The 20,083-nt window shown below is 71.1% G+C and carries 22 protein-coding genes; 8 read left to right on the top strand and 14 right to left on the bottom strand.

Features of this window, described 5'->3' with window-relative positions; translation table 11 throughout:
- Window positions 1-5 precede the first annotated feature (5 nt).
- Window positions 6-356 carry a metallopeptidase family protein gene (locus BLT99_RS10770; protein ID WP_092672118.1) on the bottom strand — a complete coding sequence of 117 codons (351 nt, stop codon included), beginning with the start codon at window positions 354-356 and terminating at the stop codon, window positions 6-8.
- Between the two features lie 333 nt (window positions 357-689).
- Between BLT99_RS10770 and BLT99_RS10775 the strand changes: the two genes are divergently transcribed.
- Window positions 690-2,000: a S8 family serine peptidase gene (locus BLT99_RS10775; protein ID WP_092672121.1), complete on the top strand. Its 1,311-nt coding sequence runs from the start codon at window positions 690-692 to the stop codon at window positions 1,998-2,000.
- Between the two features lie 56 nt (window positions 2,001-2,056).
- Window positions 2,057-2,290 carry a ketohydroxyglutarate aldolase gene (locus tag BLT99_RS10780; RefSeq protein ID WP_133988443.1) on the top strand — a complete coding sequence of 78 codons (234 nt, stop codon included), beginning with the start codon at window positions 2,057-2,059 and terminating at the stop codon, window positions 2,288-2,290.
- Between the two features lie 12 nt (window positions 2,291-2,302).
- On the opposite strand, the gene BLT99_RS10785 is transcribed toward BLT99_RS10780, so the two are convergent.
- Window positions 2,303-3,061: an AfsR/SARP family transcriptional regulator gene (locus BLT99_RS10785; protein ID WP_092672127.1), complete on the bottom strand. Its 759-nt coding sequence runs from the start codon at window positions 3,059-3,061 to the stop codon at window positions 2,303-2,305.
- 134 nt (window positions 3,062-3,195) lie between these two features.
- Between BLT99_RS10785 and BLT99_RS10790 the strand changes: the two genes are divergently transcribed.
- Window positions 3,196-4,242, top strand: a complete 1,047-nt coding sequence (locus BLT99_RS10790; protein ID WP_092672130.1) for an NADPH:quinone reductase — start codon at window positions 3,196-3,198, stop codon at window positions 4,240-4,242.
- 10 nt (window positions 4,243-4,252) lie between these two features.
- Here BLT99_RS10790 and BLT99_RS10795 read toward each other — a convergent pair whose 3' ends face one another.
- Genes BLT99_RS10795 through BLT99_RS10810 form a run of 4 tightly spaced genes read right to left on the bottom strand, consistent with a single transcriptional unit; the run spans window position 4,253 to window position 7,051 of the window.
- On the bottom strand, window positions 4,253-4,576 hold the full coding sequence (locus BLT99_RS10795; protein ID WP_092672133.1) for an L-rhamnose mutarotase: 324 nt from the start codon (window positions 4,574-4,576) through the stop codon (window positions 4,253-4,255).
- Window positions 4,573-5,340, bottom strand: a complete 768-nt coding sequence (locus BLT99_RS10800; RefSeq protein WP_092672136.1) for an SDR family NAD(P)-dependent oxidoreductase — start codon at window positions 5,338-5,340, stop codon at window positions 4,573-4,575. Before BLT99_RS10800 ends, BLT99_RS10795 begins: the two co-directional genes overlap by 4 nt.
- On the bottom strand, window positions 5,337-6,191 hold the full coding sequence (locus BLT99_RS10805; RefSeq protein WP_092672139.1) for a fumarylacetoacetate hydrolase family protein: 855 nt from the start codon (window positions 6,189-6,191) through the stop codon (window positions 5,337-5,339). Before BLT99_RS10805 ends, BLT99_RS10800 begins: the two co-directional genes overlap by 4 nt.
- Window positions 6,188-7,051 (bottom strand): amidohydrolase family protein, encoded by an 864-nt coding sequence (locus BLT99_RS10810; RefSeq protein WP_092672142.1) that lies wholly within the window; start codon window positions 7,049-7,051, stop codon window positions 6,188-6,190. Before BLT99_RS10810 ends, BLT99_RS10805 begins: the two co-directional genes overlap by 4 nt.
- Before the next feature lie 65 nt (window positions 7,052-7,116).
- Here BLT99_RS10810 and BLT99_RS10815 point away from each other — a divergent pair, with 65 nt between their 5' ends.
- Entirely contained in the window at window positions 7,117-7,842 is a 726-nt protein-coding gene (locus BLT99_RS10815; protein WP_092672145.1) for a FadR/GntR family transcriptional regulator, read from the top strand.
- A gap of 4 nt (window positions 7,843-7,846) precedes the next feature.
- On the opposite strand, the gene BLT99_RS10820 is transcribed toward BLT99_RS10815, so the two are convergent.
- Window positions 7,847-8,818, bottom strand: coding sequence for an aldo/keto reductase (locus tag BLT99_RS10820; RefSeq protein ID WP_092672148.1), 972 nt, complete (start codon window positions 8,816-8,818; stop codon window positions 7,847-7,849).
- Between the two features lie 144 nt (window positions 8,819-8,962).
- Here BLT99_RS10820 and BLT99_RS10825 point away from each other — a divergent pair, with 144 nt between their 5' ends.
- Genes BLT99_RS10825 through BLT99_RS10840 form a run of 4 tightly spaced genes read left to right on the top strand, consistent with a single transcriptional unit; the run spans window position 8,963 to window position 12,319 of the window.
- Window positions 8,963-10,006, top strand: a complete 1,044-nt coding sequence (locus tag BLT99_RS10825) for a zinc-dependent alcohol dehydrogenase (RefSeq protein ID WP_092672151.1) — start codon at window positions 8,963-8,965, stop codon at window positions 10,004-10,006.
- Complete coding sequence (locus BLT99_RS10830; RefSeq protein ID WP_092672154.1) at window positions 10,003-10,761, top strand: SDR family oxidoreductase; 759 nt, start codon at window positions 10,003-10,005, stop codon at window positions 10,759-10,761. The genes BLT99_RS10825 and BLT99_RS10830 overlap by 4 nt, the downstream gene beginning before the upstream one ends.
- Window positions 10,758-11,369: a bifunctional 4-hydroxy-2-oxoglutarate aldolase/2-dehydro-3-deoxy-phosphogluconate aldolase gene (gene eda, locus BLT99_RS10835; RefSeq protein WP_229724333.1), complete on the top strand. Its 612-nt coding sequence runs from the start codon at window positions 10,758-10,760 to the stop codon at window positions 11,367-11,369. Before BLT99_RS10830 ends, eda begins: the two co-directional genes overlap by 4 nt.
- Entirely contained in the window at window positions 11,366-12,319 is a 954-nt protein-coding gene (locus tag BLT99_RS10840; RefSeq protein ID WP_092672160.1) for a sugar kinase, read from the top strand. The genes eda and BLT99_RS10840 overlap by 4 nt, the downstream gene beginning before the upstream one ends.
- A gap of 55 nt (window positions 12,320-12,374) precedes the next feature.
- Here BLT99_RS10840 and BLT99_RS10845 read toward each other — a convergent pair whose 3' ends face one another.
- From BLT99_RS10845 to BLT99_RS10875, 7 genes are read right to left on the bottom strand one after another with little or no spacing between them, the layout of a single operon-like run.
- Window positions 12,375-13,601 (bottom strand): CaiB/BaiF CoA transferase family protein, encoded by a 1,227-nt coding sequence (locus tag BLT99_RS10845; RefSeq protein WP_197675491.1) that lies wholly within the window; start codon window positions 13,599-13,601, stop codon window positions 12,375-12,377.
- Complete coding sequence (locus tag BLT99_RS10850; RefSeq protein WP_092672166.1) at window positions 13,598-14,698, bottom strand: Gfo/Idh/MocA family protein; 1,101 nt, start codon at window positions 14,696-14,698, stop codon at window positions 13,598-13,600. Before BLT99_RS10850 ends, BLT99_RS10845 begins: the two co-directional genes overlap by 4 nt.
- Complete coding sequence (locus BLT99_RS10855; RefSeq protein ID WP_092672168.1) at window positions 14,695-15,657, bottom strand: MBL fold metallo-hydrolase; 963 nt, start codon at window positions 15,655-15,657, stop codon at window positions 14,695-14,697. Before BLT99_RS10855 ends, BLT99_RS10850 begins: the two co-directional genes overlap by 4 nt.
- A gap of 22 nt (window positions 15,658-15,679) precedes the next feature.
- The gene (locus BLT99_RS10860) at window positions 15,680-16,831 is read right to left on the bottom strand and encodes a mandelate racemase/muconate lactonizing enzyme family protein (protein WP_092672171.1); all 1,152 of its coding nucleotides are present in this window, start codon (window positions 16,829-16,831) and stop codon (window positions 15,680-15,682) included.
- A gap of 7 nt (window positions 16,832-16,838) precedes the next feature.
- Window positions 16,839-17,741 carry a carbohydrate ABC transporter permease gene (locus BLT99_RS10865; protein ID WP_092672174.1) on the bottom strand — a complete coding sequence of 301 codons (903 nt, stop codon included), beginning with the start codon at window positions 17,739-17,741 and terminating at the stop codon, window positions 16,839-16,841.
- Window positions 17,734-18,678, bottom strand: coding sequence for a carbohydrate ABC transporter permease (locus BLT99_RS10870; RefSeq protein ID WP_229724334.1), 945 nt, complete (start codon window positions 18,676-18,678; stop codon window positions 17,734-17,736). Before BLT99_RS10870 ends, BLT99_RS10865 begins: the two co-directional genes overlap by 8 nt.
- 1 nt (window position 18,679) lies before the next feature.
- Window positions 18,680-20,050: an ABC transporter substrate-binding protein gene (locus BLT99_RS10875; RefSeq protein WP_092672177.1), complete on the bottom strand. Its 1,371-nt coding sequence runs from the start codon at window positions 20,048-20,050 to the stop codon at window positions 18,680-18,682.
- Window positions 20,051-20,083 lie beyond the last annotated feature (33 nt).

Below are 20,083 nucleotides of genomic sequence, written 5' to 3' on the forward strand. Positions count from 1 at the left end.
GAACCCTACGCCCACCCCAGCTCGCGCAGCCGGGCGTCGTCGAGCCCGAAGTAGTGCCCGATCTCGTGCACGAGCGTGATGCGCACCCGCGTGCGCAGGGACTCGAGGTCGGCGCTGTGCTCCTGCATGTTGTTCTTGAAGAGGGTGATCCGGTCGGGAAGCTCGCCGAATCCGTAGACGCCGCGCGTCTTCAGCGGATGCCCGGCGTACAGCCCATAGAGCCGGGGTCGTTGCCCCGGCGGCTGGTTCTCGATGAGGATCGCGACGTTCTCGAGCCCGCGGACCATGTCGTCGGGCAGCGAATCGAACACCTCGGAGACCATCCGCTCGAAGTCCTCGTCGGAGATGTCGACCATGTCCCCATTGTGCGCGCTCACCGGCGCACCGAGGCCGTCAGCCCGCGGCATCCGGATCTCTCACGCCGTGATCATCAGGCCACCCGAGCGTGGGATGATCGGCTCATGGCGGTCGAACGCTCGGTATGGCGCTGGGTCGCGCTCGCGGTGGGCGCCGCCCTGGCCGTCGTGCTCGCCGGGCTGATCGTCTTCATCGCGCTCATCCCCTGAACGACACCCGGATCTCACCGCCCGTGACGCGGCGGTGACGCTCGCCCACTTCACTGGAATGTCCGGCCGTTCCGCGAGCCGTGACGCGCGGTACACCAGCGGACAGCGGAGAGGAGCACTCCCATGATCGAGTCAGGACCCGGGTCGCAGGTCGCGATCACGCCCGAGGGGCCGACCCTGTCCACGCCACCGGAGACGACCGGCAGGTTCATCATCGTGTTCGCCGAGGGCGCCGACCCGGCGAGCGTCCTGCAGGAGGCCGGACTCGACGACGTCGTGAGCTCCCAGGAACTCGCCGGCGAGGAGGGCGCCGTCGCCTCGAACGACACCGTCTTCGAGCAGCTCGGCATGGCGGTCGTCAGCGTCGAACCCGGCCAGCTGGGCGCGCTCGAGTCCACCGAGGAGGGCCCGCAGCGGGTGCTGTCGGTCTCCCCCGAGCTCATCCACCACGTGCGCGGCGACGACTACGTGCGCGGGTACGCCGACGGCGTGAACGACCTGGCGGGCCGTCTCGGCGTGACGTCGACGCCGGCCGCCAACGCACCCGGCGGCCCGCCCGAGACCCCGGGCGTGCAGTTCTTCCGCGACTCGACCGACTTCACCTGGGGCATCCAGGCGACGAAGGCGCAGCTGTCCACGTTCTCGGGTCAGGGCATCTCGGTCGCGGTGCTCGACACGGGCTTCGACTCGGCGCATCCCGACTTCGTCGGGCGATCGGTGACCACGCAGTCGTTCATCCCCAACGAGTCGCCCCAGGACGGCCACGGGCACGGCACGCACTGCATCGGCACCTCGTGCGGCCCGAAGTCGCCGGGCACCGGTCCCCGGTACGGCGTCGCGTACAACGCCGCGATCTTCGCGGGCAAGGTGCTGAGCAACGGCGGATCCGGATCCGACGGCGGCATCCTCGCCGGCATCGACTGGGCGATCACGAACGGCTGCCAGGTCATCTCGATGTCCCTCGGCGCGGACGTTCCGCGCATCCATCCGCCGTACACGGCCGCCGGGAAGCGTGCGCTCGACAAGGGCAGCCTCATCGTCGCCGCCGCCGGCAACAACGCGATGCGCACCGACCTGAAGTACGGCTTCGTGGGCGCGCCCGCGAACAGCCCGTACATCGTCGCGGTCGCGGCCCTCAACCAGCAGCTCGATGTCGCGTTCTTCTCGGCGCGCACCCTCGCCGACATGAACGGCGGGCAGGTGGATGTCGCGGGGCCGGGATACCAGGTGTACTCGTCATGGCCCATGCCGACGCAGTACCGCACGATCAGCGGAACGAGCATGGCGACGCCGCACGTCGCCGGACTCGCCGCGCTGTGGGCCGAGGCCACCGGCTACCGCGGCAACGAGCTCTGGTCGCTGCTCATGCAGAACGGTCGGCGCCTGATGGCTCCGTCGCTCGACGTCGGTTCGGGACTCGTGCTGGCGCCATGACAGAGCGCGAGCCGGGCGACGAACCGGCGCACGACGAGCGGGAGTACCATCCGGCCATGGACTGGACGAAGGTCAGCGTCACGGTTGACGACGAGCACCTCGACACGATCGACGACGTGGCCGAGGGGCTGCGCGAACGCGGCATGCAGGTCGAGCAGGTGCTGCCGAGCGTGGGCATCGTGACCGGGTCGGCGCAGGATATCGCTGCGCTGAACTCCGTGCCCGGCGTCGCGTCGGTCGATCTCGAGGAGGGCATCGACATCGGACCGCCCGACCAGGAGATCCAGTGACGCGGCGGGGAGCTAGTGGATCCAAGGACGGACCAGCCCGATGAGCTGCGCGCTCGGCGCGACGCCGAGCTCGGCGCGGAGTCGGCGCGCGTACTGCAGGTAGGCGCGCCGCGCCTCCGCGAGGTTGCCCTCGCACAGGTGCACCAGGATGAGCGATCGCTGCGCGCTCTCCCGCAGCGGATCGATGTCGATCGCGGTCATCGCCGCCTCGACGGCCTCGCCGAACCGTCCCTCGTCGGCGAGCCGGCGACTGAGCGCCTCGAGGGCGTGCAGGAGCCGCTGCCGGAGCCGCTCGCGTTCGAAGACGACCCAGTCGTCGTACCATCCGGGCAGCAGTTCGATCGCCGCCGGGTGGAAGCGGCGCAGCGAGACGTCGTCGGGGCCGGCGGTGCCGTCGACCAGCCGGCCCGCCCACTGCTCGACCGCCGCAACGTCGATCCTCGTCCCGAACCGCAGCCACAGCGTGTGCCGATCGGCCTCGAGGATCTCGATGCCCGAGCACCGGAGGCGCCACAGCGCCGTTCTCAGGTTGCCGGCCGCGCGGTCATCCGGAACCGAGGGCCACAGCGTACCGGCCACCTTGCGACGGCTCACCGCGTGCCCGTTCCGGAGCGCGACGAACACGAGGAGCCGTTCGCTCCCCTCCGGCACGGGCAGCCGGCGCTCGTCGTCCATGACGTACGGCCCATCGAGCAGGCACACCGACGGTGCCCGCTCGATGGCCGGGGCGACGCCGTCCCCCGTGTCGCGACCGACGAGCAGACTCGACATCACAACGCACCCCTCGTCAGTCCTACTCGCGCTCGGCCGAGTTGAACAGTCCTCACTTCGGCCGACTGCCGGCACGGCGTCGCTGCGGAGAACGCTGACGGAAGAGCCGGAGCGAGCGTAGCGTTGCGCCCATCATGAGAGCGATCGCGTACTCCGAAACCGGCCCGTCGTCCGTCCTGCAGCTGGTCGACCGCGACATCCCGCAACCGGGACCCGGTGAGGTGCGCGTGCGCATCGTGGTCTCGGGCGTGAATCCGACCGACTGGAAGGCGCGCGCCGGCGCGCGAGCGGGCCGGCCGGCGCCGTTCCCCGAGGTCGTGCCGAACCAGGATGGCGCGGGCGTCGTCGATGCCGTCGGCGACGGGGTGACGGGCGTCGCCGTCGGCGACCGAGTCTGGATGTTCCTCGCCGCGCACGGGCGACCGACCGGCACCGCGCAGGAGTTCACGGTCGTCCCGGAGAGCCGGGTCGTGAAGCTGCCGGATGCCGCGGGCTTCGAGCTCGGCGCATCCCTCGGCGTTCCCGCCATGACCGCCCATCGTGCCCTCACCGTGCATGAGGTCGGGCCGACCCGCCTCGGCCCGGGTGCACTCGAGGGTCGCACGGTGCTCGTCGCCGGCGGCGCGGGAGCGGTGGGCCACGCCGCCATCCAGCTCGCACGCTGGGCGGGTGCACAGGTGATCACGACGATCAGCTCGCCCGAGAAGGCAGCCCTCGCGACGGCGGCCGGCGCGCACCACGTGGTGAACTATCGCGCCGATGACGCGGCCCGAGCCATCCGCGCCGTCGCACCCGACGGGGTCGACCAGGTCGTCGAGGTCTCGCCCGCGCGCAATGCGGCGCTCAACGCGAAGGTCATCGCCAACCACGGATCCGTCTCGGTGTACGCGACCGACGGCGGCGCCGAGATGACGCTCGACGTGCGCCACCACTTCTCCCTCAACGCCCGGTACCAGTTCCTGCTGCTCTACACCGTCGGCGACGCGGCGCTCGCCGCGGCGGCCGACGACGTCACCCGCGCGGTCGACGACGGCGCGCTGCCGGTCGGCGAGGAGGCGGGCCTGCCTCTGACGCGCTTCCCGCTCGAGCGCACCGCCGAGGCGCACGACGCGGTCGAGGCGGGCACCGTCGGCAAGGTGCTGATCGACGTGGGAAGCGAGGCCGCGGACATCACCGGGTGACGTGACGGCATCAATCCAGGTGGAAGATCTCCGGGATCTCCATCCACCACTCGCCGGGCCCGCGCTCGGGAAACGGCGCCTGCAGCGGCTCGCAGACCGACCACCACCCCTGCGTCGCGGGATCGGCGGCGATCGCCGCCATGTCAGCCTCGAGGTCATCGCCGACGTACTCCATGTAGGCGAACAGCACCTCGCCATGGCGGTAGATCGAGTAGTTGCGGATGTTGCTGAGCCTGAGCCGCTCGAGAACGGCGGGCCAGACGGCCGCGTGGAGACGCTCGTACTCCTCCCGGTTGGCGTCGGGCAGCCCGATGACCGACGCCAGTCGCTTCATGCGCGTGCCCCCGGGGGCCGCACGCGCAGGTGCGTCACGCCGCCGTCCACCTCGAGGGCCGTTCCCGTCGTGGACCCGGAGAGCGGGCTCGCGAGATACGCGACGGCGGCGGCGACCTCGTCCGGAGCGACCATGCGGCCGGTGGCCTGGCGCGCATCGAGCGCGGCGCGTTCGGCGACCGGATCGGCGAAGCCCTGCAGCATGCGGTCGACGAACGGCGTCGCGACCGTCGCCGGGCTCACGCAGTTGACCCGGATGCCTTCGCCGACGTGGTCCGTCGCCATGGCGTACGTGAGCGCGAGCACGGCTCCCTTGGATGCCGAGTAGAGGACTCGCTGCGGCAGGCCGTTCAGCGCCGCGATCGAGCAGAGGTTGACGACGGATGCCGCGTGCGAGCGCCGCAGCCACGGCAGCGCGGCCGCGGTCACGCGAGCCATTCCGACGACGTTGATGTCGAGCACGCGTGCCCACTCGTCGTCGTCGTTGTCCTCGACGGTGCCGACCGCGCTGATGCCCGCGTTGTTCACGACGATGTCGATGCCGCCGAGGCCGTCGGCGATCGCCTCGATCGCGGTCTGGACGGTCGCTCGATCGGACACGTCGGCCGTGAAGCCGACGAGCGGCTCCGGCAGGCCGTCGACCGAGCGGTCGAGCACCGCCACCCGAGCCCCTCGCGCGGCGAGGGTCTGCGCCGCGGCGAGGCCGATGCCGGAGGCACCGCCGGTGACCACGGCGACGAGGCCCTCGAACTCCGCCGCACTCATGCCTGCACCATCCGCTGGCTCGCGCGGCCGAGGCCGTCGATCTCGAGCTCGACCGTATCGCCCGCCCGGAGATAGGGGTTCCCGGGGAGCCCGAGCGCCACGCCCGCGGGTGTGCCCGTGTTGATGACGTCGCCCGGGTGCAGCACCATGAACTGGCTGAGGTACCAGATGACGTGGGCGATCGAGAACAGCATGTTCTCGGTCGAGCCGTCCTGGCGCAGCTCGCCGTTGACCCAGAGCCGCAAGCCGAGCCGCTGCGGGTCGGCGACCTGATCGGCGGGGACGAGGTCGGGGCCGAACGGGTTGAACGTCTCGCAGCTCTTGCCCTTGTCCCATTGCCCGCCGCGTTCGAGCTGGAACCCGCGCTCCGACACGTCGTGCGAGACGGCGTAGCCCGCGACGTGCTTGAGCGCCTCGTCGGGCGAGTCGAGGTAGCGCGCGGTCGTCCCGATGACGACGCCGAGCTCGACCTCCCAATCGGTCTTCTCGGAGCCGCGCGGGATGAGCACGTCGTCGAACGGGCCGACGAGCGTCGACGGGTCCTTCATGAAGATGACCGGCTCGTCCGGGAGCGCGGCGCCGGTCTCCTCCGCGTGATCGCGGTAGTTCAGGCCGATGCAGACGATCTTGCCGGGCCGGGCGATCGGAGCCCCCACGCGCGTCCCGTCGCCCCTGAACTCGGGCAGGGTGTCGAGTGCCGAGCCGAGGCGCGCGATGCCGTCATCGGCGAAGAATCCCGCGTCGTAGTCGGCCGTGACGCCGCGCGCGTCGAGCACGCGGTCGCCGACGCGCACGACGGGGACCTCGCGGCCGGCGGTGCCCAGTCGGGCCAGGGTGAATGGTGCGGTCATCGGGGGCCTTCCGTGTCGGGGAGGGAGTAGAAGCGTCGGGCGGTGCCCGAGAAGATGAGATCCCGCTCGCGCGGGTCGAGGTCGCCGAGCGCGGCGTCGATCCCGGCGAACACGCGCTCGTATCCGCCGGCGATGAGCGAGACCGGCCAGTCTCCGCCGTACATCAGACGCTCGGGGCCGAAGGCCTCGAGCGCATGGTCGAGGATCGGACGGACCTGGTCGACCGCCCACGCTGCGGGGTCGCCGACCGCGGAGTAGAGGCCGGAGACCTTGCCGAACACGCGCGGATTGCCCGCGACCCGGGCGATGAGGGTGGCCCAGGGCTCCAGGTCGTCCATGCCGACGGGCGCATGGTTGAGATGGTCGATCACGAGGTCGAGATCAGGATGGCGCTCGGAGATCTCGAGTACGGCTTCGAGGTGGGCAGGCAGCACGCCGACGACGTCGAAGGGCACGCCGGCCGCCTCGAGGAGGCCCAGGCCGGCGTCGACGTCCGGCCGCAGGAGCCAGTCCGGCTCGGGGCGGGTGTGGATGAGGTTGCGCACGCCGCAGAACAGCGGACGCTGCTGGAGTTCGGCGAGCCGTTCGGCCGCGCGATCCGGCTCGTGCAGCGGCACGTAGCCGACGACGCCGCGCACGATCGGCTCGTCGGCCGCGACCTCGAACATGAGGTCGGTGTCGTCGTCGTCGTCCGCCGACTGAACGAGTACCGTGCCGGTGACGCCCGTCGCCGCGAACGACGGCCGGACGTCGTCCATGCCGAACGAGCGGTACAGCACGCCCGCGTCAGGACCGAGCCAGTCGTACCGTGCCCGCTCGAGGTCCCAGACGTGCTGGTGGGCATCGATGATCTCGCTCATTCCGCCACCTCGAGCGTCTGTCGGAAAGATCTGATGAATCCGGCCGCCTGGCCTATGCTGTGGCCATGGCCACCGGATCTCGTTCGAACGTCGTGATCGACGGCATCCGCCGGATGATCACGAGCGGCGAGCTCGTGGCCGGGTCGCGCCTCCCGGTCGAGCGCGAGCTCGGCGCCCGCCTCGGCGTCTCGCGCGGACCGCTCCGGGAGGGGGTGCGCGCGCTCGTCGTGCTCGGCGTGCTCGAGACCCGCCAAGGCGACGGCACCTACGTGACGTCGCTCGAACCGGGGCAGCTTCTCGAGCCACTCGGCATGCTCGCCGAGCTCCAGAGCCCCGAGAACAGCGTGCACCTGCTCGGCGTCCGCCGCGTGCTCGAGCCCGAGGTCGCCGCCCAGGCCGCACTCCGGGTCTCCGACGAGCAGCTCGCGGAGGCTCGGCGCATCCTCGAGCGCGGCGAGGCGATCCTCGACGCCGACGGCGACATCGACCTCGAGGGCACCATCGACGTCGACACCGACTTCCACCGGCTCGTCGCCACCGCGAGCGGCAATCCGGCCTTCGCGGCCATCATCGAGGCGCTCGTCAGTCGGACGGCGCGTGCTCGCCTGTGGCGCGCCATCCATGAGCGGGGTGCCGTGCACGACACCCAGCGCGAGCACCGCGCCATCCTCAATGCGCTCGAGGCCCATGATCCTGACCGCGCTCGCATCCGCATGAGCGTCCACGTGCTCGGCGTCGAGGAATTCACCGCGCGGCATCTCGACGAGCAGCCCGTCGCCGACGAATCCTGACCGCTCACGCATCGCGGACCAGCCCTCGCTCCGACAGGGACCGCCAGAAGTCCTCGGGGATGTCGGCGGCGTACCGTTCGACCGTTCCCTCGACCTGGCCGGCCGTGCGAAGGCCCACGACGACCGACGCGACCGCCGGATGTCGCAGCGGGAAGGCGATCGCGGCCTCGGGCAGCGTCAGGCCGAACGCCTCGCACACGTCGGCGATGGCGTTCGCGCGTGCGAGCACCTCCGCGGGGGCCGGTGCGTAGTCGTACTGTGCATCGGCGGTTGGGCGGGGCTTCGACAGGAGCCCGGAGTTGTAGACCGCTGCGGCCACGATCCGCACGCCGCGCTCGACGGCGGCCGGCAGCAGGTCGTCGAGGGCGCCCTGCTCGAGGAGGGTGTAGCGGCCGGCGAGCATGATCACGTCGACGTCGTGGCGGCGCACGAACTCGGCGGGCATCGCGGATTGGTTCATCCCCGCTCCGACGGCGCCGACGACACCCTCCTCCCGCAGTTCGATGAGCGCCGGGATCGCCTCGGCATGCGCCTGCGGGCCGTGCTCGTCGGGATCGTGCAGGTAGGCGATGTCGATCCGATCGAGGCCGAGCCGCTCGAGGCTCTCGTCGACCGATCTGCGGATGCCGTCGCGGCTGAGGTCCCACTCGCGGCGGACGGTCGCCGGCACCGCGAACCCCTGGTCGTCCATCGCGCCCTCGGGGGCGTCGTTCGGCACGAGCAGTCGTCCGACCTTGGTGGAGAGCACGTACTCGTCGCGCGGACGCGTGCGAAGCGCGGCTCCGAGGCGACGCTCGGAGAGGCCGAGCCCATAGTGGGGGGCCGTGTCGAAGTAGCGGATGCCGGCATCCCACGCGGTGTCGACGGCGGCTCGAGCCTCGTCGTCGCCCGTCGGGCGGTACAGGTTGCCGATCTGCGCCGCTCCGAATCCGATCTCGGTCAGGGCAGCGCCCGACCGCAGCGTGCGACTCAGCATCGAGGACCCTCCAGAGAACATGTGAACAGACGAAAGGTTAGATGACTTTGGCGCGCTGGTCCATTCCTGTGGCATAATCGAGCCAGTTCGGCGCGAAAGGTCTCCTCAATTCGGCGTCGCTACCCGACACGCTCTGGAGGATCAATGCTGACCGCCGCGTACACAGGCGACTCGACCATCACCGTCTCCGAGGCCGAAGCGCAGCCTCCGGCCCCCGGCCAGGTGCAGATCCGCGTCGCGTATGTCGGCCTCTGCGGCACCGACCTCCACATCCTGCACGGCAGCATGGATGCGCGCGTGCGCACCCCGCTCGTGTTCGGCCACGAGATGAGCGGCACCATCGCCGCCCTCGGCGACGGCGTCACCGGGTTCGCCGTCGGCGATCCCGTCACCGTGATGCCGCTCGACTGGGACGGGACCTGTCCCGCCTGCCGGGCGGGGAACACCCACGTCTGCCAGAACCTCGACTTCATCGGCATCGACTCCCCCGGCGCCCTGCAGGCCTACTGGAACGTGCCGGCCCGGGTCGTCGTGCCCCTGCCGGTCGGGGTCGCACTCCGGGACGCGGCACTCGTCGAACCGGTCGCCGTCGCCGTGCACGACGTGCGGCGCTCCGAGGTCGCGCCCGGCGAGAAGGCGGTGGTCATCGGCGGCGGGCCGATCGGCGTGCTCATCGCGACCGTCGCTCGCGCCTTCGGCGCCGAGGTCGCGGTCATCGAGCTCGATGCCAACCGGCGGGCCCAGGTCGCCGACCTCGGCTTCGCGACCCTCGACCCGCGCGAGGTCGACCAGGTCGCGTGGGTCGAGGAGTGGACCGGTCGCGCAGGCGCCGACGTCGTCTTCGAGGTCTCGGGTGCCGCCTCGGCGGTGCTCGGGGCGACCTCGCTCGCCAAGGTCCGCGGAACGCTGGTCGTCGTCGCCATCCATCCGACGCCGCGCGAGATCGACCTCCAGCGCGTGTTCTGGCGCGAGCTGCGCATCCTCGGCGCGCGGGTCTACGAGCGCACCGACTTCGAGAGGGCGGCCGAGCTCGTGGCCGACGGCACCATCCCCGCCGACCTGCTCATCACCCAGGTGGTCCCGCTCGCCGAGACCCGCGCCGCGTTCGACGACCTCGAGGCCGGGCGGGCCATGAAGGTCCTCGTGGACGTCCAGGCCGGGCAGCCCCGAACGGATGCCGCGGCATGAGCGTGAGCTTCGACCTCACCGGAACCACGGCCGTCGTGACCGGTGCCAAGCGCGGGATCGGGTACGCGATGGCCGAGGGACTCGCCGCCGCCGGTGCCGACATCATCGGCGTGAGCGCGACGCTCGGGACGAGCGGCAGCGCGATCGCCGACGCGGTCGCGGCCCACGGGCGCACGTTCGAAGCGCACGCGGTCGACTTCGCCGACCGCGACGCCGTCGTGGCGTTGGGCGAGTCGCTCGCCGACCGCCGGATCGACATCCTCGTGAACAACGCGGGCACCATCGAGCGGGCTCCCGCCGCCGAGCATCCGCTCGAGCTGTGGGACCGCGTCGTGGCCGTGAACCTCTCGAGCCAATTCGTGCTCACCCAGGCGATCGCGCGCGGCATGCTCGAGCGCGGGCGAGGGAAGGTCATCTTCACCGCCAGCCTCCTGAGCTTCCAGGGCGGCATCAACGTGCCCGGCTACGCCGCCGCGAAATCCGGCATCGCCGGCCTCATCAAGGCGCTCGCCAACGAGTGGACCGCGCGCGGCGTCACGGTCAACGGCATCGCGCCCGGGTACATCGCCACCGACAACACCCGGGCGCTGCGCGAGGACCCCGATCGCTCCCGGGCGATCCTCGAGCGCATCCCGGCCGGCCGTTGGGGACGCGCCGACGACCTCGCCGGCGCGACGGTGTTCCTCGCGTCGCCCGCGGCCGACTACGTCTCGGGCGTCGTCCTGCCCGTCGACGGCGGATGGCTCGGCCGATGATCCTCGACGGCGAGCGCTTCGTCCCGGTCGTCGTGCTCGACGACCCGGCACGGGCGGTTCCCCTCGCCGAGGCGCTGCAGCGCGGCGGCATCCGGTGCGCCGAGATCACCCTGCGCACGCCGGCCGGCATCGACGCGATCGCGGCGCTCCGCGAGGTGCCCGACTTCACGGTCGGCGCCGGCACCGTGCTCGAACCCGACGACGTCGACCGCGTGTTCGACGCCGGCGCGCGATTCGTGGTGAGCCCCGGTCTCGCCGACGACGTGGTGGAACGCGCGCAGGCCCTCGGGGTCGAGGTCATCCCCGGCGTCGCGACCGCCACCGAGGTGCAGCGCGCCATCCGGCTGGGGCTCGATCGCCTCAAGCTGTTCCCCGCCGGGCCGCTCGGGGGGACGGCCGCGATCCGCGCGCTCGCCGGCCCGTTCCCAGGGGTGCGATACCTGCCCAGCGGCGGCGTGACCGCCGCCAACGCCGCGGAGTACCTCGCCAGTCCGCACGTCTTCGCCGTGAGCGGGAGCTGGATGGCGACGCGCGAGCTCATCGCGGCCGGCGACTTCGACGCGATCGCGCGGATCAGCCGCGAAGCCGTCGGCGGGGTGGCTCCGTGAGCGGCGGAGTCCTGACGATCGGCGAGGGCCTCGGCGTGCTCCGGACGCGCGGGTTCGGCTCGCTCGCACACGAACCCGACCTCGTCGTCGGCACCGGGGGCGCCGAGGGCAACGTCGCCATCGGACTCGCGCGGCTCGGGACGCCGGTCACCTGGCTCGGCCGCGTCGGCGACGACGGGCTCGGCACCCGGGTCGTGCGCGAGCTGCGCGCCGAGGGCGTGGCGGTCGTCGCCCCCGTCGACCCGGCGGCGGCGACGGGCCTGCTCATCAAGGAGTCCCCCTCCCCCGGACGCACCGTCGTGACCTATCACCGGGCCGGCAGCGCGGGAAGCCGGTTGTCGCCGTCCGACCTCGAGCCGGTCGACCTCGAGGGCTTCGACCTGCTGCACGTGACCGGGATCACGCCGGCCCTGTCCGCCTCGGCGCGCGCCGCGATCGACGCCGCCGTCGATGGGGCTCGAGCCGCCGGTGTCCGCGTGTCGTTCGACGTGAACCACCGGCGCTCCCTCTGGCCGGACGCCGCGGCCGCCGCGGAGTGCTACCGGTCGCTCGCGTCGCGGGCCGACCTCGTCTTCGCCGGCGACGAGGAGGCCGCGCTCGTGACCGGGCTGGCGGATGCCGCGCCGGCCGCGCTGGCACGGGCGATCGCCGGGCTGGGACCGACCGAGGTCGTCGTGAAGCTCGGCGATCGAGGCGCGCTCGCGCTCGGCGACGGCGCGGTGGCCGAGCGCCCGGCGGTGCCCGTCGGCGTGGTCGACACCGTCGGCGCGGGCGACGCGTTCGTCGCCGGCTACCTCGCCGCTCGCCTCGCGGGCGAGCCCGTCGCCGCGCGGCTCGACCTCGCGGTCCGCACGGGCGCCGCCGCCTGCACGCACCCCGGCGACTGGGAGGGATTTCCCACGAGGCGCGATCTCGACCGCCGACCCGGTCAGGACCCCGTCGCGCGCTGACCCGTCGCTCGCGTCAGCCGAGCTGGGAGCACGCCGTCACGGCGCCCTGCGTCCATCACGCGCTCGCGGCGACGCGCGCCGTCTCGGTCGCGCGCGCGGCGCCCGAGGCCAGCAGCGCGTCGATGGCGGCGTCGTCGAAGCCGGCCTCGGCGAGGACCTCGCGCGTGTGCTCTCCGACGAGTGGCGCGCCGCGATAGAGCTGCGGCGGCGTCGCCGAGAAGCGGTACGGGAAGCCGGGCGTCTTCACGTGCCCCTCCGTCGGGTGGTCGTACTCGATGAACGTGCCGTTGTGCACGATCTGGGCGTCGTCGACGAGCTCCTGGTAGCCCAGGATTGGACCGATCCAGACCCCGGCGGCACCGAGCACCTCGATCCAATACCCCGACGGCTTCTCTCGGAGCTTCGCGGCGGTCCTGGCGTGGATCTCGTCGCGTCGGGTCCAGCCCTCGACCTCGCTGTTCCAGCCCTCGAAGGCGGGCTCGTCGATCAGGCGTCCGAGCTCGTGCAGGTCGGCGAAGGCGAGTGCCACGAAGCCGTCGCTCGTGGCGAAGACGCCGTACGGCGCTCGGATGTACACGTGCGCGTGCGGTTCGGCGGAGCGTTCCTGGGTCTTTCGGCCCACGGTGAACACCGACAGCTCCTGCATCTGCAGGGTCGTGAGCGCATCGAGCATGTTCACCGTGACGAGCTGGCCCTCGCCCGTGCGCTCGCGGTGCAGCAACGCGGCGAGCACGCCTTCGAACGCGGTCGACGCCGTCACGGCGTCGGCCAGGTACTGGCCTGCAGGCGCCGGCTCGTCGCCGTGCCGGCCGGCGGACAGCATCGCACCGGACATCGCCTGGAGGAGCAGATCCTGGCCCGGACGGTCCCGGTACGGGCCGTCCTCGCCGTACCCCGAGATGGAGACGTAGACGATCGACGGATTGATCGCCCGCAACGATTCGTAGTCGACGCCGAGTCGGGCCGCGACGCCGGGTCGGTAGTTCTGCAGGAAGACGTCGGCGCCCGCCACGAGGCCGCGGAGCGCAGCACGGCCCTCATCGCTCTTGAGGTCGAGCGCGACCGACCGCTTGTTGCGGTTGAGGGAGAGGAACGACACGTTGATCTCGTTCCCGCTCGCGCCGCCCGCGGCCGTGTGCCGCTGCCATTCGCCGGTCGTGGGCTCGACCTTGATCACGTCTGCTCCGAGGTCGCCGAGGCGCTGCGCCGCGAACGGCCCGGCCATGGCGATGGAGCAGTCGAGCACGCGATAGCCCGCGAGCACTCCGTTGGTCTGGGTCACGCTGACTCCTCGTGGTGGTGGTGCTGCCGGGCGCCGACGCCGTGCCGCACGGCGACCTCGGCTCCGCCGGCCGCGGCGCTGCGCAGCATCGCGTCGATCAGCTCGACGGAGCGGGCTGCGACGTCGGCATCCGAGTTGTTCTCGGTGCTCGCGCCGGTGATCAGGTCGACGAAGCGGTTGGGCGGCACGATGCATTCGTAGGCGCCCTCGCCGGGCGGGATGTCGAGGTCCCACCTCCGGCCGTCGTAGCGATGCAGCGACACGCGCTCGCGCTCGGTGTCGAGCATGAGCACGCCCTCGGTGCCGAAGATGCGGAGGTCGACCTGGTACGGGTCGCCGTCGGGAAGGGTGGCGGCACCCGACAGCGAGCCGAGCGCCCCGCCGTCGAAGGTGATGACGGCGGCATCGAAGAGGTCGACCGCGGCCTGGCCGTTCGAGACCTTCGCCATGACGGATGCCGCGCGCAACTCGCTCAGCCAGAACAGCATCGCACTCGAGTGCGTGACCTGGCCGTGCGCGTACCCGCCACCGCGCGCCGGCGACTGCCAGGTACGGGGGTCGGGTCCGCTCGTCTTCGAGTCCCAGAGCGAACGGATGTGGTTCGTGTCTCCGGCGAACAGCCCCAGCGTCGGAGAGGCCATGTGGCAGAGGACGTGCTGGATCTCGCCGAGGTGGCCCTCCGCCACGAGTCGCTTGGCCTCGATCGTGAAGGGCTTGTAGTTCCATCCGTACGGCGCGAGGAAGTGGACGCCGGCCGCACGGACACGATCCGCCAGGTCCCAGCCCTGCTCCGCCGTCAGCGTGACCGGCTTCTCCACGAGCACGTGCAGGCCGCGATCGATCGCGGCGACGGCCTGCGGGTGGTGCAGGTCGTGCGGCGTGCTGATCACCACGGCGTCCAGGTCCTGATCCAGGAGCTCGTCGTAGTCGTTCGTCGCCATGCCGAAGCCGAACTGCTCTCGCACCGCCTCGAGCTCCGAGCCGATGCCGCAGACGCCGGCGAGGTCGACGTCCTCGCGCGCGGCGAAGATCGGGAAGTGATTGCTCGTCGCCCACCAGCCGGCGCCGACCGCGCCCAGGCGCACCCGCCGGCTCATTCGACCGGGCTCCAGCGACGGCGGCCCGCGTCATCCGCCTGCTCGGTCACGACCCCGCGGGCGGCCAGCCGCTCGAGGTTGCCGGTGACGGGGAAGACCGCGTAGTCGAGTGCGTCGGAGGGCCACGGCCCGAGGTCGGCGCCCGCCGCCCGGACCAGTTCGAGCGTGGTCCGCGGCTCGTCGTCGTCGGCGAGGAGTTCCCGCAGCACCTCGTCGATGCGCGCGGTGTAGGCCTCGCTCTCGTCGAGGAAGGCGCGGACGGCGGCACCCTCGTACACCGGATAGTGCGCCGTCAGGAGCAGGTCGACGTCGAGGTCGCGGAAGGCGCGGAGGCTGTCGACGTAGGGACCGACGTCGCGATAGGTCGGCGGGAACGCCGCGCGGCCGTCGGCGTACGGCACCGTCGTGCCGAGCGTCGCATCGCCGATCACGATCGCCCGATTGGACGGATCGTGCACGGCGACGTGGCCCGGACTGTGGCCGGGCACGTGGAGCACCCTCACCGTGCGACCGCCGAGGTCGAACTCCTCGCCGCCCGCCAGGCGCCGGTCGACAGGAACGAGGTCGGCGACGCCACGCAGGTAGGCCGTGGTCTCGGGCGGGTCGTCGAAGCCATCGGTGTCGCGGAACTCGCCGTACCGCACGTCGATCAGCCGGTCGACGTCCTCGACGAGCTCGGCGTCGAGTCGGTGCGCCATGATCTCGATCGACGGGATCGCGGCCTTCAGCGCCCCGTTGCCGCCGGTGTGGTCGTAGTCGCAGTGCGTGTTCACCGCCCAGCGCAGCTTCTCGCGGGGAATCCCGGCCGCGTCGAGGTACGGCAGCAGCGTCTCGGTGATGCTCTCGCGGATGCCGGTGTCGACGAGCAGTGCGGCGGTGTCGCCGACGAGCAGGTAGAGCGCGACGAAGCGCTCGCCGAGCGGTGCCTGCACGCGGTGCAACCCGTCCCTGATCTCCATCCGGATCTCCTCGTCCTTCGCCTCAGCGCTCGACGCCGTCGAGCACCACGCGCAGGCCGGCGCGCACCGGTCGCATGTGCGGTCCTGCGGGGTTCGCCCAACCGTCGCCGCGACGCGCGCCCTCGATGACGACCTCGTCGATGCTGATGCCGGAACCCGGCTCGTCGCCCAGCACGATGCCGCCGTCGACGAACTCGTGGTCGACGAGTACGCCGTCCGCGAAGTCGAACGCCTGCAGCTCGGTCGTGAGGTGGTTCGGCACCGCGGTCATCACGTGCGCCACCGCGGGGTTCGCGTTGTAGCCCACCGGGCTGATGGGGAGGTCGCGAGCCGCCGACGCGAGTGCCAGCCGCTGCATGTGGCTGACTCCCCAGACGGCCCCGGCCTGGACGACGTCCGGCGCTCCCGCCTCGAACAGCGACCGGAACTGGTCGACACCGGTGAGGTTCTCCCCGGTGGCGACGGCGGCGCGGATGGCGGTGCTCAGCCGGGCATGGCCGACCGCGTCCCACCGTCGCAGCGGCTCCTCGACCCAGATCAGGTCGACGTGCTCCTCGAGCGCGCTGACGTAGCGCACGGCCTGCTTGACCTGCCAGGACTCGTTCGCGTCGAGCATGAGCCCGGGCCGCGCGGTGTTCGCCGCGAGGGCGTCGGCGAGGATGCCGAGGCGCCGCACGTCTGCGTCGAAGTCGAGCCCGCCCTTGAGCTTGCCCGCGACGAAGCCGCGTTCGGCGAACTCGGCGTACAGCGTCGCGAGCTCCTCATCGTCGAGGGCGATGTCGAGTCCCGAAGCGTAGGCGGGGACGAACCGGTCGCGTCCGCCGAGGAGGCGCCACAGCGGCTCGTCCGCAGCCTTGGCCTTCAGGTCCCAGAGTGCCGCGTCGAGGCTCGCCACCCCGCCGTAGGTGGCCCCGGCGTGGCCTGACTTGAACACCTGCGCGAGCATGCGGTCGAACAGCGCCGAGACGCCGCGCGGGTCCTCCCCCTCGATTGCGGGGAACAACCGGTCGAGGTCGGCGTGCGATCCGATGCCGACGCCCTCGATGCCGGAATCGGTCTCGACGATGACGATCGGGACCTCCGTGACGGCCTCGACGATGTGGCCGTTGACGTCGCCGATCGCGCGCCGCCAGTGGTGCTGGGCGGTGAGCGTGCGATACCCGGTGATCTTCATGGGGTCCTCACTCCTTCGTTCCGCCGGCGGTCATGCCCTCGACGAGGAACCGCTGCGCGAAGAGGAAGATCAGCAGGATGGGGGCGACCGAGAGCAGCGTCGCCAGGGCAAGGGTGGGCAGCTCGATGACGATGCTCGTCGCCGTCGTGGGGTTGAACGCCGGCACGTTGGAGAGCAGGTTCGCCAACCCGACCTGCACGGGGATCTTCTGGCCGCCGACGACGAGGAACGGGAGGAAGTAGTTGTTCCAGTTGGCCACGAAGCTGAAGAAGCCCACGAGTGCGATCACGGGCGTCGCAAGCGGCATGGCCACCTGCGCGAACACCCGCAGCTCGCCCGCGCCGTCGATGCGCGCCGCATTCAGCAGGTCGCGCGAGACGGCGGTCGAGAAGTAGATGTACGTGAGGTAGACGCCGAACGGGAAGAAGGAGAACGGCAGGATCACCGCGAGCGGGCTGCCGATGAGGCGGGCGGCGCTCAGCTCGAGGAAGATCGGGAGCACGAGCGCCGTGTTCGGGATGAGCATCACGACGAGGGTGGTCACCAGCAGCACCCGACGGCCCTTGAACTCGATGAGGGCGAGCGCGTAGCCGGCCGGAATGCTGACGATGAGCGTGATCGCGAGCGCCGTGAACGAGTAGAACGCCGAGTTCGCGAGCCACGTCGAGAACACCCCGCTGCCGAACGCGAACAGCTCGTTCCAGTTGGCGCCGAGCTGCTCGAGCGAGCCGAAGCTGAACGGTCCGTCCAGCAGCAGCTGGGTGTTCGTCTTCGTCGGTGCCAGGAGCAGCCAGATGATCGGCAGGATGAAGAAGGCGGCGAAGGCCAGGAGCAGCACGGCCACCAGGGCGCGACCGATCCACTGCCCCGGCGTCAGGGCGCGTCGGCGGCGCACGGCGAGGTCAGTCATGTTCGAACAGCCTTCCGCGGAAGATGAAGACGGTGGACAGCCCGAGGGCGACGACGAGGAGCATGACCGAGATCGCCGCGGAGCCCGAGAAGTCGCCCTGCCGGAACGCGTAGAGGTACGCCAGCTGGTTCAGCGAGTAGTCCTCGGGGACGACGTTCTTCGTCGCCTGGGCGAGGACCTTCGGCTCGACGAAGAGCTGGGTGCCCGCTGCCAGGGACATGATGCCCATGTAGCTGATCCACTTGGTGAGCATGGGGAGCTGGATGTGCCAGGCCACCTGCAGCGCGTTCGCACCGTCGATGCGAGCCGCCTCCATGATGTCGGAGCTGATGTTGTTGAGCGCGCCGTACATGATGACGATCCATCCACCGGCCCCGGCCCAGAAGGCGATGACCGTGAACACCACGGGCAGGTTGTCGACCGCGACGACGTTGACGAGCGACTCGAACCCCATGGCCCGCAGGAGCCCCGAGACGGGGCTGACGGACGGGTCGAGCACGAACAGCCAGAGGAGCACGCTCGAGGCGCCCGCGATCGCGCCCGGGATGTAGAAGAGGAACCGCGCGGTGTCGCCGAGCCAGCGGACCCGGATGCCGTGCACGACGATCGCGAGCACCACGACGAAGATGAGGAGGCTGACGAGCCAGAAGACGATGTAGAGCGCGACGTGGCCGACCGCGGGCAGGAACCGGTAGTCGCCCATCACGCGGGCGAAGTTGTCGAAGCCGACGAAGTCGCCGTCGCGCGTGAACGAGAGGTAGAGCGCGTAGAGCGTGGGGAGGAGGCCGAACGCGAGCAGCAGGATCGTGTATCCGCTGACGAAGAGGTAGCCGTATCGCGACTGCCCCGCGTTCACCCGGGAGGAGCGCCGGGTCTCCGGCCGGCGCCGCCCCGAGGGGACGACGCCGGCCGGAGCCGGAGGTGCGGTGACGGTCACGTTACTCGACCGTGTACCCGTTGACGGTGGCTTCATTCTCGAGCTCCTTCTGCCACGCCGGCAGCTGGGACACCACGGTCTCGCCTTCGGCGATCGCCGGGATGACGACCTTCGCCCACGCGGTCTCGGGGCTCCAGGAGGTCACGTTCCATCCGTCCCAGATCTGGCCCGCGGCATCCGACATGACCGTCTTGAAGTCGTCGTTGACGAAGTAGCCGGCCTCGGCCTGCTTGTCGAGCCACTTCTCGGCCGCCGAGGTGTAGGCAGGGTACCCGGAGGAGGCCTCGACCTGGAACTCGTCGGCGCTCGTCACGAACTCGAGGAACGTCTTGACGGCCTCGAGGTTCTTCGAGTGGCTCGAGGCATACCAGACACCGCCGCCGACGTTGCCCGCCGCGATGTCGCCGCCCTCCCAGGCAAGCGGGGGCGCCACGCCGATCTCACCGGCGGGGGTCGCGAGACCGCCCTGGAAGATGGCGCCCGTGTACCAGACCGGACCGGGGACGCCCACGAGCTTGTCGGCGTAGTTGGCGGCGAACTCCGGGCTGAAGAAGCTGTCCTGCACGAGGGTGCCGTTCGCCAGCATGCCGTCGATGATCTCCGAGATCTTCTGGGCGTGCTCGTCCTCGGTGTCCGAGTGGAACACGCCGGGCTCGGGCGACTGGAAGACCGGTGACTCGGAACCGCCGTAGTAGACGTACGTCATGAAGCTGTCGCCCATGCTGCCGAGGATGTACCCGGGGTGCTCGGCGGCGAGCTTGTCGCCGAGTTCGGCGTACTCCTCCCACGTGGTGGGAACCTCGTAGCCGAACTCGTCGAGCAGGCGCTGGTTGTAGTAGAAGACGGTCTGGGCGAGGTCGTTGCGCAGGCCGTAGACGGTGCCGTCGATCGTGGCGTAGTCGAGCGAACCCTCGGCGAACCCGTCGAGGAAGTCCTGGTCGAAGAGGCCCTTGTTGAGCGGTGCCGCGAAGCCGGGCTCGCCCTGCGGCGTCTCCTTCGACGCCCAGATGGCGTCGTTCTGCTGGGTCGAGAAGACGACGTCGGGCCAGCCCTCGCCGGCCTGGTCCATGAGCGAGATCTTGCTCTGGAACGAGCCGCTGCCGCCGGCGTTGCCGTCATAGGTCTCGAGCGTGACGTCGATGTCGGGGTACGCCTCCTGGAAGGCGGTGACGGCGGGTTCGCGGGATGCGTCGACCCACACGGTGATCGGGCTGTCCTCCACCTGTTCGGCGGCGGCGAACCCGTAGGCGTCTCCACCTCCACCGGAAGCATCGGAGGAGCATCCGCTCAGGACGAGGAGGCCGGCGGCGACGGCGGCCCCGGCGGTGATCAGCCGAGCGGCTCGGCGGCGGGAAGACGATTGCTGGGACATGTCGCGCATCCTGTTCTTGGTCGGCGTCGATGA

It is taken from the genome of Agromyces flavus (assembly GCF_900104685.1).
GTDB lineage: Bacteria > Actinomycetota > Actinomycetes > Actinomycetales > Microbacteriaceae > Agromyces > Agromyces flavus.

Bases quoted from the DNA above. Each gene is read 5' to 3' on its own strand.
- BLT99_RS10785 (WP_092672127.1), bottom strand. From the start codon at position 3,061: ATGTCGAGTCTGCTCGTCGGTCGCGACACGGGGGACGGCGTCGCCCCG.
- BLT99_RS10855 (WP_092672168.1), bottom strand. From the start codon at position 15,657: ATGGAGATCAGGGACGGGTTGCACCGCGTGCAGGCACCGCTCGGCGAG.
- eda (WP_229724333.1), top strand. From the start codon at position 10,758: ATGATCCTCGACGGCGAGCGCTTCGTCCCGGTCGTCGTGCTCGACGAC.
- BLT99_RS10850 (WP_092672166.1), bottom strand. From the start codon at position 14,698: ATGAGCCGGCGGGTGCGCCTGGGCGCGGTCGGCGCCGGCTGGTGGGCG.
- BLT99_RS10775 (WP_092672121.1), top strand. From the start codon at position 690: ATGATCGAGTCAGGACCCGGGTCGCAGGTCGCGATCACGCCCGAGGGG.
- BLT99_RS10830 (WP_092672154.1), top strand. From the start codon at position 10,003: ATGAGCGTGAGCTTCGACCTCACCGGAACCACGGCCGTCGTGACCGGT.
- BLT99_RS10815 (WP_092672145.1), top strand. From the start codon at position 7,117: ATGGCCACCGGATCTCGTTCGAACGTCGTGATCGACGGCATCCGCCGG.
- BLT99_RS10865 (WP_092672174.1), bottom strand. From the start codon at position 17,741: ATGACTGACCTCGCCGTGCGCCGCCGACGCGCCCTGACGCCGGGGCAG.
- BLT99_RS10805 (WP_092672139.1), bottom strand. From the start codon at position 6,191: ATGACCGCACCATTCACCCTGGCCCGACTGGGCACCGCCGGCCGCGAG.
- BLT99_RS10810 (WP_092672142.1), bottom strand. From the start codon at position 7,051: ATGAGCGAGATCATCGATGCCCACCAGCACGTCTGGGACCTCGAGCGG.
- BLT99_RS10825 (WP_092672151.1), top strand. From the start codon at position 8,963: ATGCTGACCGCCGCGTACACAGGCGACTCGACCATCACCGTCTCCGAG.
- BLT99_RS10820 (WP_092672148.1), bottom strand. From the start codon at position 8,818: ATGCTGAGTCGCACGCTGCGGTCGGGCGCTGCCCTGACCGAGATCGGA.
- BLT99_RS10800 (WP_092672136.1), bottom strand. From the start codon at position 5,340: ATGAGTGCGGCGGAGTTCGAGGGCCTCGTCGCCGTGGTCACCGGCGGT.
- BLT99_RS10875 (WP_092672177.1), bottom strand. From the start codon at position 20,050: ATGTCCCAGCAATCGTCTTCCCGCCGCCGAGCCGCTCGGCTGATCACC.
- BLT99_RS10860 (WP_092672171.1), bottom strand. From the start codon at position 16,831: ATGAAGATCACCGGGTATCGCACGCTCACCGCCCAGCACCACTGGCGG.
- BLT99_RS10770 (WP_092672118.1), bottom strand. From the start codon at position 356: ATGGTCGACATCTCCGACGAGGACTTCGAGCGGATGGTCTCCGAGGTG.
- BLT99_RS10780 (WP_133988443.1), top strand. From the start codon at position 2,057: ATGGACTGGACGAAGGTCAGCGTCACGGTTGACGACGAGCACCTCGAC.
- BLT99_RS10790 (WP_092672130.1), top strand. From the start codon at position 3,196: ATGAGAGCGATCGCGTACTCCGAAACCGGCCCGTCGTCCGTCCTGCAG.
- BLT99_RS10795 (WP_092672133.1), bottom strand. From the start codon at position 4,576: ATGAAGCGACTGGCGTCGGTCATCGGGCTGCCCGACGCCAACCGGGAG.